This is a genomic window from Paraglaciecola sp. QJM3NY_14, assembly GCF_056173245.1.
The window spans coordinates 2,612,236-2,625,256 of the sequence record NZ_CM149664.1; the positions used below are offsets into that span (position 1 = coordinate 2,612,236).

12 protein-coding genes are annotated in these 13,021 nt (G+C 42.6%); 4 read left to right on the forward strand and 8 right to left on the reverse strand.

The annotated features are described in order from the left end of the window. Positions 1-18 precede the first annotated feature (18 nt). From AC0VYA_RS11000 to AC0VYA_RS11015, 4 genes are all read right to left on the reverse strand, one after another. Positions 19-1,527: an MFS transporter gene (locus AC0VYA_RS11000; RefSeq protein ID WP_475488267.1), complete on the reverse strand. Its 1,509-nt coding sequence runs from the start codon at positions 1,525-1,527 to the stop codon at positions 19-21. A gap of 360 nt (positions 1,528-1,887) precedes the next feature. Next, positions 1,888-2,976: a GGDEF domain-containing protein gene (locus AC0VYA_RS11005; protein WP_475488268.1), complete on the reverse strand. Its 1,089-nt coding sequence runs from the start codon at positions 2,974-2,976 to the stop codon at positions 1,888-1,890. A gap of 212 nt (positions 2,977-3,188) precedes the next feature. Further along, positions 3,189-3,635, reverse strand: a complete 447-nt coding sequence (locus AC0VYA_RS11010) for an acyl-CoA thioesterase (protein ID WP_475488269.1) — start codon at positions 3,633-3,635, stop codon at positions 3,189-3,191. Between the two features lie 202 nt (positions 3,636-3,837). Next, entirely contained in the window at positions 3,838-4,608 is a 771-nt protein-coding gene (locus AC0VYA_RS11015; RefSeq protein WP_475488270.1) for a rhomboid family intramembrane serine protease, read from the reverse strand. Between the two features lie 229 nt (positions 4,609-4,837). Between AC0VYA_RS11015 and AC0VYA_RS11020 the strand changes: the two genes are divergently transcribed. Genes AC0VYA_RS11020 through AC0VYA_RS11035 form a run of 4 tightly spaced genes read left to right on the forward strand, consistent with a single transcriptional unit; the run spans position 4,838 to position 7,165 of the window. Beyond that, positions 4,838-5,182 carry an ArsC family reductase gene (locus AC0VYA_RS11020; RefSeq protein ID WP_475488271.1) on the forward strand — a complete coding sequence of 115 codons (345 nt, stop codon included), beginning with the start codon at positions 4,838-4,840 and terminating at the stop codon, positions 5,180-5,182. Beyond that, positions 5,179-6,309, forward strand: a complete 1,131-nt coding sequence (dapE, locus tag AC0VYA_RS11025; RefSeq protein ID WP_475488272.1) for a succinyl-diaminopimelate desuccinylase — start codon at positions 5,179-5,181, stop codon at positions 6,307-6,309. The genes AC0VYA_RS11020 and dapE overlap by 4 nt, the downstream gene beginning before the upstream one ends. After that, positions 6,306-7,007: a M15 family metallopeptidase gene (locus AC0VYA_RS11030; protein ID WP_475488273.1), complete on the forward strand. Its 702-nt coding sequence runs from the start codon at positions 6,306-6,308 to the stop codon at positions 7,005-7,007. The genes dapE and AC0VYA_RS11030 overlap by 4 nt, the downstream gene beginning before the upstream one ends. After that, positions 7,004-7,165: a DUF2897 family protein gene (locus tag AC0VYA_RS11035; protein WP_475488274.1), complete on the forward strand. Its 162-nt coding sequence runs from the start codon at positions 7,004-7,006 to the stop codon at positions 7,163-7,165. The genes AC0VYA_RS11030 and AC0VYA_RS11035 overlap by 4 nt, the downstream gene beginning before the upstream one ends. A gap of 68 nt (positions 7,166-7,233) precedes the next feature. Here AC0VYA_RS11035 and AC0VYA_RS11040 read toward each other — a convergent pair whose 3' ends face one another. The 4 genes from AC0VYA_RS11040 to AC0VYA_RS11055 all read right to left on the reverse strand — a co-directional run bounded on the left by AC0VYA_RS11040 (position 7,234) and on the right by AC0VYA_RS11055 (position 12,813). Next, the gene (locus tag AC0VYA_RS11040) at positions 7,234-7,560 is read right to left on the reverse strand and encodes a heavy metal-binding domain-containing protein (RefSeq protein WP_006993363.1); all 327 of its coding nucleotides are present in this window, start codon (positions 7,558-7,560) and stop codon (positions 7,234-7,236) included. A 116-nt stretch (positions 7,561-7,676) separates the two neighbouring features. Then, positions 7,677-8,729, reverse strand: coding sequence for a succinylglutamate desuccinylase (gene astE, locus AC0VYA_RS11045; RefSeq protein WP_473480640.1), 1,053 nt, complete (start codon positions 8,727-8,729; stop codon positions 7,677-7,679). A gap of 104 nt (positions 8,730-8,833) precedes the next feature. Next, a complete protein-coding gene (locus tag AC0VYA_RS11050) occupies positions 8,834-10,156 on the reverse strand; it encodes a putative bifunctional diguanylate cyclase/phosphodiesterase (protein ID WP_011574997.1) in 1,323 nt (440 codons plus the stop codon). Between the two features lie 161 nt (positions 10,157-10,317). Beyond that, positions 10,318-12,813, reverse strand: a complete 2,496-nt coding sequence (locus AC0VYA_RS11055) for a glycogen/starch/alpha-glucan phosphorylase (protein ID WP_475488275.1) — start codon at positions 12,811-12,813, stop codon at positions 10,318-10,320. Between the last annotated feature and the right edge of the window lie 208 nt (positions 12,814-13,021).

A 13,021-nucleotide genomic window follows, 5' to 3' on the forward strand; every position in this document is an offset into this window, starting at 1 on the left:
AAAATGGTCTCGTATTGCTTATTGAGGAATTTTCACACGTAACGTCATCACGCCCGCTATCAACATGCTACAACCGCCTATCACAAGCGCGAATATAGGCTGATTATCGAACACCTTAGTGATCAAAAAACCTAAGATACTGGCAGCAAGGATTTGAGGAATAACAATAAAGAAATTAAAAATTCCCATGTATACACCAATTTTGTTGCTGGGTAACACGTTGGCTAAGATGGCGTAAGGTACTGAAAGAATCGACGCCCAAGCAAATCCGACACCGACCATTGCTAAGACAAGCCAAGCTGGGTCGCGAATAAACCAAAAGGAAATAAAGCCAATCCCCCCCAACGATAGATTGATTAAATGTGCATATTGCAAATTGAGTTTACGAACGACAAAAGGAATGACGATGGCAGCGAAAATAGACACGGCATTATAGGTCGCCATCAGGATTGACACCCAATCGGCACCTTCATTGTACGCAATTGAGCTGGTATCTCGACTGGCATAATGGTGAGATGTGACGGCTGAATTGGTATAAATCCACATCGCGAACAAAGGAAACCATGAGAAAAACTGCACTACTGCCAACTGACGCATGGCTTGGGGCATAGCAAATAGATCGCCAAGGACTTGCGCGAAACCATTTTTGGTGCGTTTTTGGTGCACCATAGAGGCCCCAACTAACTGACAGATGCCAAAAACAATCAGCCCGCCGGCCAAAATATATAAATTTTTATCAAGTTGGTCGATGTTGAGGTAAATCAGTACAAGTAAGGCTAGCCCAATAACGCAAAAAAAACTGCCTCCTTTAACGTACTGCCCTGCTGTTCTAGTGTGCGTAATAGTGAGAGATTGTTTGTCTTTCTCCGCTTGAGCAGCATCAAACGCAGCTAATTGCTCCGGGGAGTACTCTTTTGTTGAAATGACCGTCCATAGAACCGCAAACAGGAAGATACTGCCGCCAGCATAAAACGAGAATTTAACAGAATCGGCAACGGTGCCAGGTGCAGCAATATTCGAAACATCAAACCAGTTCGTCATCATCCAAGGCAAAGCAGACGCCACCACCGCACCAACACCAATAAAGAAGGTTTGCATGGCATAGCCGCTAGCACGTTGTTTAGGGGGCAACATATCACCCACGAACGCACGAAACGGTTCCATTGAAACATTAATTGAGGCGTCCATGATCCACAGCATACCTGCAGCAAACCACAAAGTAGGTGAATTTGGCATTATGAACAACGCACCACTTGCGGCAATAGCGCCCCAAAGAAAATACGGTCGTCTTCTGCCTAAACGATTCCAAGTATTGTCACTCAAATAGCCAATAATCGGCTGAACCACTAAGCCAGTAATAGGCGCGGCTACCCACAAGACCGCCAAATTACTGTAATCAGCACCAAGGGACTCAAATATTCGACTGACATTAGAATTTTGCAAGGCAAAACCAAATTGAATACCGAGGAAGCCAAAGCACATGTTCCAAATCTGCCAAAAGCTTAATTGTGGTTTAGTTTGCTGCATGAAGGGGTCTCTTATTTATTATTGTGTATCGACAAAGTGCTTACATTAGCTACAGCTACCGATGAAATTGATTGCTGTAGCATCTTGTACATTAACATCAGGTAGCCACGAATTTGGCGTAGTGAGGTATGTAAACAAGCACGTCAATTATATGATGAGTTAGATTATCCTTTGTAACAATATCTAAACAAGTGCTTGCATACGTATTCAGATAACAACAGGTACTGATGCAGGATTCTGAAACGTTAGTTTTGCAACGTTAATACAAGAGGGGGTTAGATGATAATGCACGGACTTGGGGAGTCATGTACCTAACCAAGGACCGAATAAGCATTGTTCTTGGCTCTGTTTAATGTTAACTCAAAGTACTATTTTGTAACCCGCTTGTTTTTTAGCAAGATACATTTTCTGGTCCGCTAAATGGATCAACTGTTTAACACTGACAAATTCCGATGCTCCTGTTTCAGCGATCCCCATACTAAACGAATAAGTCGGGTAACGGGATTGAAAAGTAGCGATCAGTTTTTCACATACTTTCTGCGCTTCAAGTGCATTACACTCCAGTAACACGACACAAAACTCATCACCACCGTAACGGCATGCTATGTCCGTTTGACGCACGCACTGGCGCAGTGTTTGACCTATTTCTTTAAGCACTTCATCTCCTTTTAAGTGCCCTTCGGTGTCATTTATACGCTTAAAGTGGTCAACATCAAAATACACTAACGACAACTTTGTGTGCCGACGCTTCGCTAATGCGAGCTCTTTATCAAGCATTTCTTGCATCGCACTGATGTTATATATTTTAGTCAGCGGGTCCAATCGCACCTGCTCCATCAAATCTTTTGTGCGCTGGGCAATTCTAGCTTCAATATTTTTGCGTAATTCGTTGTGTTCTTTTCGCAGTTCCTCGATATCAGCGTGTAAATGTGCCACGTTAATGTCAACACACAACTCAAGGTCGAACTGCAGTAATTGGCGCATGGCCAAGCTAATTGGCTCTTTTATAGAACTCAAAGCCGGTATCTTCTCAATATGTTGGAGTAATACATGGCGCAAAGTATCGATAAACTGAATGAAGGTTAACGCTGGTACACCAATATTTTTGTAATGTACAATTAACGCGATACGGTTACTGATGTACTGCTCGTCATACTCATTATTGACCAATAACTCCTTGATATAGGCCTTAAGAAGATATCGCAAATCTGTAGAGAGATTGAACTCATCAGTCTGCAAGGCCACATCTGCCATCTCTGGGTGTGACGCATAGATCTCATCAATAATCGCAGGAAGTTGTTTTTCAAGAGGGGAAAGGCATTGATTCAATGCCTTAAGATTAATATTGGGTTGATTGACTAAAGCGGACAAACGCTCCACGGTTAAACTTGATCGAATGCGCAAAGCGTCAAACAACGCAGTGTCACTTTTCCTATTCTGAGGCACCATTACAAACCCTTTATTATGATTATTATTTTTAGGTTATTTATTGTTGTCACGCCATAGCGCATTCATTGTTCTGGGTTTAAATATTAACCTAACCAAGAACTTACCAGCCTCTTATGCTTGTGCTTCGCAGCAACTGATGTAGTAACACTATAAAAGTATATCGACTAACTGAGTATGCTACTAAAGTATAATCTAGAAGAAAAAGAGCGAAACTACGCTCCTTGAATCTCACCTGCGTGGTTAATAGCAGGCAATTGTTTTTGCTGTAATAGCCCACTGCGTAAGCTTTGCGGAACAGCCTTTTTGATAAACGTAGTCGCATCAACGCAAACATAGGTAATTTGTGCATTGGCGATTGCTCTACCACTACTTTGATGCACTAGGTTTACTTCGCAGGTAAAAGACGTATTCCCGACCTTCATGACACTCACAGAGGCTGCAATAACGTCATCAAAGCGCGCTGAAGATTGCCAACTAATATTGAGGTTTACCACTTGGGTTTCGTACCCTTGGCTTAATAGATTGTCGAAACCACCATAAAATGCTCGAAAAAATTCGGTCATTGTGATGTCAACATAGTCTGCGTAGCGTGCATTAAATACTACGCTTTGTGCATCACACTCACCGTAACGGACGCGAAAATAGTAGTTAAATTCCATATCTTTTGATCTCACTTGTTTGGGGTTACTTGGCATATGCACAAATTTTTATCTTACGTGCTTCAAGAAAGGACCACGAATTAAAACAATGAGTAACTAACTATTTAGCTGATTGATTGGAATGTCATTTGCGTTAACTTGATGCTCAAAAAAGAGTGTCAATAGCTACGCGTAACCGTGGAATCCCTTAATAAGCGAAGAGTTAATCTTTACGCGCCATAATTATTAAATGAGATGAAGTGCTCTTTTCTACCTTTTCTCCACCTTTATCTAAAGCAGTGTTCAAGTCATCATTTTTTAAATTACTGAGTTTTTCACTTGGATCACTTGAATTAACCGCAACACGCCATTCATCTTTGATGATAGGGTCTTCTTCATCGGTGCTGTGCTCCCATGGATAACGCTTCACGGCAGGTTTAGGGTCTAATCTGTGCCAAAGTAGTCCTGCAAAAGCACCGGCTAATCCACCAAATAAATGATATTCGAACGAGATGTCAGGCTCACGGGGAAAGATGCTCATGGTCATTCCGCCATACATAAAAAATGCGATCATCATAATAGCGACCGACGATTTATCACGACGTAAAATCCCAACCACTAAAAGATAAAAAAATATGCCGTGGGTCACCCCGCTTGCGCCTAAATGATAAGCATCACGCGCGAAGAACCATACACCAACTCCTGACAGCAACCACACGCTGATAAGCACCCGAGTGCGTGTTTTAGGGTATCCATAAAAAAGCGCCGTGAGTAACACTAACAAGGGTAGGCTGTTGCTAAAAATATGTTCCAACGAACCGTGAATGAGGGGCGCTGTGATGATCCCAAGGCTTCCGTTAAGTGTCTGGGGATAAACTGCAAACATGTGCATATCAATCGAGAATAGTATTTCAGCTGATTTTATACACCATAGAGTCAATACAAATGCAGTACTGGCTAAAATGCTATTGGACAAGCGCTTTGAAAAGTTCATCGTTTTAATGTGTGGTATAAAACTAAAATTAAAAGGCTCGCCCAAACTTATATTATGAATTATTTGTGTGAACAGCTTTCTCTACGGCATATAAAAATACACTGAAAGCACGTGTAATGGTGCTTGCTATTAATCAATTCACGCCAATTGTCTGTTTCCTCTTTACCCTACCCGCACAGTCTCGCTATAGTGAGCGGCTAGTTAATTAATGCGGGTAACGAGTAATTTCATGACGAAAATGTACGGTATCAAGAACTGTGACACGATAAAAAAAGCACGTAAATGGCTAACTGCGAACGAAATAGAATACACATTTCATGATTATAGAGTAGACGGTATCGAGCTAAAATGGCTTGAAGAAGTTGAAGCCATCGTTGGCTGGGAAACCCTACTAAACAAACGCGGTACAACGTTTAGACAATTGACTGACGAACAGAAAGAGAACCTAAATCGAGAAACCGCTTTAGCGTTAATGCATGAAGCACCGGCCATGATAAAGCGTCCATTACTTATTCATCAAGATCATCACGTAGTCGGATTTAAAGACGCCCAATACCTAGAGATATTCAAATGAGTTGTGAAGTACTTGCGTTAACAGAAGAATTAATCAATCGACAGTCAGTCACACCTGAAGATGCCGGTTGTCAGCAATTAATGGCTGAGTATCTGGCCCCGTTAGGATTTGATATTGAATCTATGGTGTTTGACGATACAACCAACATGTGGGCCCGAAAAGGCACAGGCGGACCCGTATTTTGTTTTGCTGGGCACACAGATGTTGTGCCCAGCGGCCCTGCTGAAAAGTGGACATTTCCACCCTTTACCGCCACCCAGCATGAAGGTCAGTTGTACGGCCGTGGTGCTGCGGACATGAAGGGCAGCCTAGCGGCGATGCTTGTTGCCACTAAAGCGTTTGTGACCAAGCATCCTGAACATTCAGGTTCGATCGCATTTTTAATTACCAGCGACGAAGAGGGTCCATTTATTAATGGCACTACTCGCGTAATTGATACCCTAGAAGCTCGCAATGAAAAAATGACATGGTGCCTCGTTGGCGAGCCTTCCAGTACTACGCTGATTGGTGATGTCGTTAAAAATGGTCGCCGGGGTTCACTCACCGGTGATATCACAGTGAAAGGCGTGCAGGGTCACGTTGCATACCCTCACTTAGCTAAAAATCCAATTCACTTGTCGGCACCCGCTTTTGCTGAGTTAGCGCAAACCCATTGGGACAGTGGAAATGCCTCCTTCCCTCCTACTAGCTTTCAAGTCTCTAACATCAATTCAGGCACAGGCGCCGGTAATGTTATCCCTGGTGACTTATCGGCATGTTTTAACTTTCGCTTTTCAACAGAAGTCACCGACAAGCAACTTATTGAGCGCGTAACGACGATACTCGATAAATACGATTTCGAATACCACATCGACTGGACATTCAATGGGCAACCTTTCTTGACCGATTCTGGAAAATTAGTTGAAGCCACACAAAGCGCCATAAAAGACGTAACGGGCCGGGAAACAGAACTTTCTACGGCCGGCGGCACATCCGATGGGCGCTTTATCGCTCCAACTGGTGCGCAAGTTATTGAATTGGGGCCCATCAACGCAACTATTCATAAAATTGATGAAAATGTGAATATTAACGATCTTGCACAACTTGCGAAAATATATGAAGGGATTTTGCAAAGGCTATTGGCTTGATAAATGTTGAGCATGCCTTAGGTCTTGATGCCTCACATTTGTGTGAGGCACAAGATGGCCATCGCCTTGAAGTTAACACTTTCTCTGCCTTTAGCGCCATGCAGCGAAGTGCAGCAAAAGACAACATTTACATCAATATCGCCAGCGGTTATCGCGACTTTGCCCGGCAAAAATTGATTTGGGACAATAAATGGCGGGGATTACGCCCCCTGTATTCCAAGACCGGTGAACCATTAGATGCAACCACACTGACCTCTGAACAAAAGCTACACGCCATACTCACTTGGTCAGCATTGCCAGGGGCAAGCCGTCATCATTGGGGCACCGATCTCGATGTATATGACAAGTACGCCATGGCTCAAGCCGGTCAAACGTTACAACTTATCCCGCAAGAATACAGCGAGGGTGGTCCCTGTTCAGCACTGAATAAATGGTTAGTAATGCATGCGGCTGATTTTGATTTTTACATGCCATATCAGAATTTTACCGGTGGGGTCTCCGTGGAGCCTTGGCATTTAAGTTACCGTCCTGTGGCTGAAAACATGCTTAGCTTGCTGACATTACAAACTCTTCAAGCACTGCTCGATAAACAGGATATCCAAGGTAAAGCTGAGGTGTTAAATCGATTGCCGATGATCTATCACAGGTACATACTAAACAAAGGAATATCAGATCGTGAGCATCAGGAGGTTAAATGAATATTTGGATAGTCGTTGCCATCATTGTGGTCGTATTGGGTTTTATCATTGGCAATATATTGCTATTACAACAAAGTGCAAATGAGAAACTGCCTAAACCAACGAAAGACAATAATAAAAATTTTGATGACGAAGACGATAATTGGGGTAAAAAATAATAGCCTAAGTACGTCAATCACATTGCGCCTTAAGCAACTTCCAACACAAGTTGCTTAAGAACACAGAACTAAAGGTCGCTGCAGCTTACCGCCGTGCCGCTGATGCTGACCATCAACATACTACCGCCCTTGCCTACCACTTCGTAATCAATATCAATGCCTACCACAGCATTAGCGCCCATAGAGCGCGCCTCAGCTTCAAGCTCACGAAATCCTATTTGTCGAGCGTTTGTTAGTTCATCTTCATAAGCACCGGAGCGCCCACCAACAACATCACGAATGGCGGCGAATATATCGCGAAACACATTGGCCCCCATCACAGCTTCCCCTACAACTATTCCGCAATAACGTTCGATTTTTTTGCCTTCAATACTGGGGGTAGTAGTCATAATCATTATATTGTCCCTTGTTAATCCATTTGGCCTATTGAACGTTAGCAAAATTTTTTCTATTAACGTACTGAAATTACGTTCGTATTTGTAACAAATACAATCTTATTGAGGTGCACCTATCAATCGAGCGTAGTGGGGATTACGGTTAAAATCGCACGCTGGCCAATTGCCACGTTTGCGTTAGGGAAAACAACCGCTTCACCGTCAAACTCAGCGCGGTATTCATTGCCTGTTTCATGCGCCAATAAGGTGCCCTTGGGAAAGTCACTAAAGTTCGGTAAATCGTCTGAAAAGTCCAACTCAAAGTCTTCCGCATGCTTATTGATCACCTGATTTACTTGGTAAATCAACACATCTTGATCATTAAACGATTTCAGGTTCAATGGTTGACCGCAAATAAAGCGTTTCAAGGTGTCGTTAACCTGGGTGAAACGAGACATATCATTTTGACCGAACGCTTGTACCTTCCCTAGTTCCACCGTAAAGGCATGGGCCCCAAATTGACGACTGGAATAATAGCTGAAAGTGGTTGTAGGGCTACCAGAGAGTAGAAAGGTATCGATGCCGCAAGCAAGCAAGAAACTAATTTGCTCTTTGTCGTGCTTCTCGCCATGTAAAAAGGGATACACAGCAAACTTTTCATTTTTCGATGGGCGGATAGCCGTATGGAGATCGTAATGATAGCGCGACTCCTCACCGTGCCCTGATCCGTAAAACTCAGCGACCGCCTCTTCTATTTCTTTCGCGCGAGCACATTCGTAGCTGTTTTGATCGACCGACTCACTTGCATGAGCATGACTGAACAAGCGATTTAGGTTTTCATCTACAAAGCGTGTGGCTCTATCCATTGCTGGCAAGTTGCCAAAAATGAACAATATCCGATGAGCAACACGTATTTTACCCGTCAAAATATCTATGACATATTGGTCGCATATTTCAATAGGGGCTGTCTCATTGCCGTGGATCCCGCTCGATAGCACAATGGCTTTGTCACTCTTTATTTTGGGTGAAAATGAAATAATACCAGGGGAGATAATACTGACCTGCGTGTGCTCATAAAGTGTGAAAGAAATAGGGTTTTGTACTAATTCGCCAGAGCGACGCGATAGCGTTAAAAACTGTCCCTGCTGTTGTAAATGACTAATGAGTTTATGCGTATTAACAGTTTGCATACGTTACCTTTGCGCTTTAATTTTGACTGGCCGACAATGATGTTTACAGTGTAAAAAATATTTTTTTGGCGTCCAAAGAAGAGTGTTATCTGGAATGCCAATGGCTAGGCACTATCAAGACGACTTAACCGTGCATGGGAATCTCCTACGATGAAGTCTTGTTGAGTTAATCCGATAAATTCTTGCAATGGCACTGCCCGTGAAAATAGAAAGCCCTGCCCCTCAGCTACACCTATTTCACGCAGCACATGTAGCTGGTGAATATTTTCGATACCCTCTGCGACTAATTCGCAATTGGCTGCGGTTGCGATCAATTTAGAGGCTTCTATTACTGCACGATTAATAGGATTTTCAGCTAATTCCATCACAAACGTTTTATCGACTTTTATAGTATCAAGTTCAATATTACGCATATACGCTAAATTCGAATAGCCCTTACCAAAATCATCAATCGCAACAGATACCCCCAGCGCTCGTATACGCGTCAACTGAGAGGTTACAACAAACGAATTTGATAACGCCACGTCTTCCGTTAGCTCAATCTCAATCTGACTTAAGTTAACCGCGTATATTAGCGCAAAGTCAGCAAGCTGGTCGACAAAGTTTGGATCGTACAACTGGGTTGGTGACATATTGACCGAAAGCTTTAGATGTATATTGGCCTTACTCAGTTCTTTTGCCCCTTTAAAGGCGGCTTCCAAAACCCAGTAGCCCATCTCGTTCATCATATTGTATGACTCAGCAGCTTCAATTAACGCGCCGGGAAACAGCACACCATCCAGCGGATGATTCCAGCGTAACAAGCATTCAGCGCCAACAATTTGTAATGTGCGCAGGTTCACCTTAGGTTGGAAATATATCTCAAGTTCATCTCTTGACAATGCGCGTTTCAAATCAGCTTTTAATGTTATCGAACGGCTATTATTTGGCTTATCGATAAGGCTCATATAACAAAAATTATCGTAGCGATTTTGTTTAGCTTGCTTTAGTGCTGCTTCAACTCGGGTAAAGAATTGACTAGCCGCGATGGCGGATTCTTCGTTAGAAACCGCACCCACGTTAAAATCAGCAATAAATGAATGATCACCTACCCCAATTGGGGTTTTAAAATGTTCAATTAGGTGAATATAAAAGCGTTGAAGTTGGACTTGGCTGAATTTACCTGGAATGACTAAACCGAAGATATCGCCACTGATACGCCCTAAGTGAGCACCATGGCCATCAAACAAATAGCAAATTCTATTGGCAATGTTGAGCAACAACTCGTCACCTAATTCATAACCAAAGCTGCTACTGACATCTGAAAAACGTACCACATCAATCAAAAGCATCGAATGATGAGGATGACTTTTTAGCATATCGTCTATTTGTCTTAAGAAGACGTGACGATTCGGTATTGTTCGCAATGAATCATGAACAGGCTTCATGCAAATAGATAAACCCCAAATACTTCTGACACTGTGTGTCTATTTTGATTAGGAAAAACAAGGCGCTAAGCATAGTTAGCGCCTTGCATATAGGGTAATAGTCTACAGGAAAATGGCTGGGGTGAAAGCCATTAGGCTGCTAAAATTACAATGCATAAATACTACTCAACTTTGCAAGGATCAAGCTTCCAAATGCGCTCAACATAGTCTTTGATTGAGCGGTCAGAAGTAAATTTCCCCATGTGCGCCGTATTGAGTATCGCCATTTTGGCCCATCTTTGTGGCTCTTTGTACGCTTTATCAGCAAGTGATTGTGCTTCGCAGTAGGACGTAAAATCAGCCAGTACCTTATAGTGATCTCCCCCTTCCAACATACTGCGTTTTAATGAAGAAAGCGCTCCGGGCTTACCTGGCGTAAAGTAATCGCTGTCTAACCAATCAAGTACTGCTTTTAACTCGCGATTATTATCATAATAATCAAATGGGTTATAGCCCTTCTTATCTAACGCTTCTACTTCGGCTACTGTCAGGCCAAAGATGAATATATTTTCATCTCCGACTTCTTCGGCTATTTCAATGTTTGCCCCGTCTAACGTCCCCACCGTGAGAGCACCATTTAAGGACAGTTTCATGTTGCCTGTACCAGAAGCTTCTTTACCTGCGGTGGATATCTGTTCCGAAATATCTGCGGCAGGGATCATCTTCTCAGCCAAACTCACGCGGTAGTTAGGCAAAAATACCACTTTCAATTTGTGATTAACCCGTGCGTCATTGTTGATTTTTTCTGCCACTTTATTAATAGCGAAGATGATGTCTTTAGCAAGCTTGTAACCAGGAGCTGCTTTGGCACCGAACAAGAAAACGCGAGGATGCATGTCATAGTCAGGGTTCTCTAATAGACGACGATACAACGCCATGATATACAGAAGGTTTAAATGTTGACGCTTATACTCGTGAAGACGTTTAATCTGTACATCAAATATCGCATCTGGGTTAATCTCAATACCTGTCAACGCCAACACTTCGTTCGCCAGTTGCACTTTATTATCACGCTTGATTTTCATGAACTGCTTTTGAAACTTAGCGTCATCGGCAAATTCGGCTAAACCTTTCAGTTTATCTAAATTTAAGGGCCAATCCTGACCAATCTTACCGTCAATTAACTGTGACAATGCAGGATTACACGCCTTCAACCAACGACGCGGTGTGATGCCGTTTGTCACATTGGTGAGTTTACCTGGCCACATATGATTAAATTCAGGGAATAAATCTTTCTTAACCAGCTCCGAATGGATTTCTGCTACCCCGTTAACGGCGAAAGAGCCAATGACTGACAAATTCCCCATGCGTACCATTTTGTCTGGCCCCTCTTCGATAATAGACAGTTTACGCTTGATCTCATTATTACCTGGCCAAACCGCTTCCACTTCTTCCATGAAGCGACGGTTAATTTCATAAATAATTTCCAAATGGCGAGGCAATATCCTTTCAAACATACGAGCAGGCCACTTTTCTAATGCTTCAGGCAACAAGGTATGGTTGGTGTAGGCAAACGTTTTACTACAGATACTCCATGCATAGTCCCAATCAAGTTCAGCACGGTCGATTAATATTCTCATCAACTCTGGGATAGCAACAGCAGGATGGGTATCGTTTAATTGGATAACCACTTGATCAGAGAAACGGCTCCAGTCATCCCCATGGGCCCGTTTATATCTGCGGATAATGTCTTTTAGGGAGCATGCGCTAAAAAAGTACTGTTGGATAAGACGTAAATCTTTGCCCGCTTGGGTTTCGTCATTTGGATAAAGCACTTTTGAAATGGTTTCCGCTTGGACGTTTTCTGTTTGAGCATCCACGTAACCTCCGGCATTAAAAACATCCCAGTTGAAGTAATCTGAGGATTGGCTTTGCCATAAGCGCAAAACGTTTACGGTTTTGCCACCGTACCCCACCACTGGAATATCCCAAGGTAAACCTTTAACAATATGACCAGGATGCCACTCTTTATTAATGCGCCCATTCTCACCGTATTTAGTTTCTACGTAGCCAAATAATGGAATATCTTGTATCGATTCAGGTCGGCAAATCTCCCACGGATTGCCATAGTCTCGCCAACTGTCAGGGCGTTCAATCTGTTCACCATTTTGGATCTCTTGACGAAATAGCCCGTGCTCATAATGTAAGCCGTATCCCACAGCTGGTAAGTCTAATGTTGCCAGTGAATCGATAAAACAAGCAGCCAGGCGACCTAGACCACCATTACCCAATGCCATATCGGGCTCTTCTTCCATAATATCGGTTAAATTCACGCCTAATTCATTTAGCGCTTTTTCAGTCTGTTCGAACAACCCCAGATTGTGTAAGTTGTTAGACGTCAAACGACCCATTAAGAACTCTGCCGAAAAGTAATGTACGGCACGGGTATCATTTAGATAATGCGATTTTTGGGTTTTACGCAGTCCTTCTAAAACGTGTTCTTGCACAGAGGCACAAGTCGCCTTCCACCAAGCGTGATTGTTTGCTTTGTTTTCATCTGTACCTAAAGAACAGTGTAAGTGTTTTACAATCGATGCCTTCAATTCAGCTTTATTCATCATCGTTTTGCTTGATGAGGCAACCTTCTTGGTTGCTCGTTTGGTGGTTTTGGTGGTCATTTCTCTACCTCAGTGGTATTTGTTAAAATTCAGTTAACATCCTAAGGACATAAACCGTAATTAAATTACAAAAATAAACTGAGAGTAGTTTTAGCAGGAATACTCAAATAAATCTGTTAAAAAAAGGTTAACAAAATAAAAAAGGCGGTTGAATACGTATTCAACCGCCTTAACTTAAAATTAATCACTACATTAAATACACTTTATT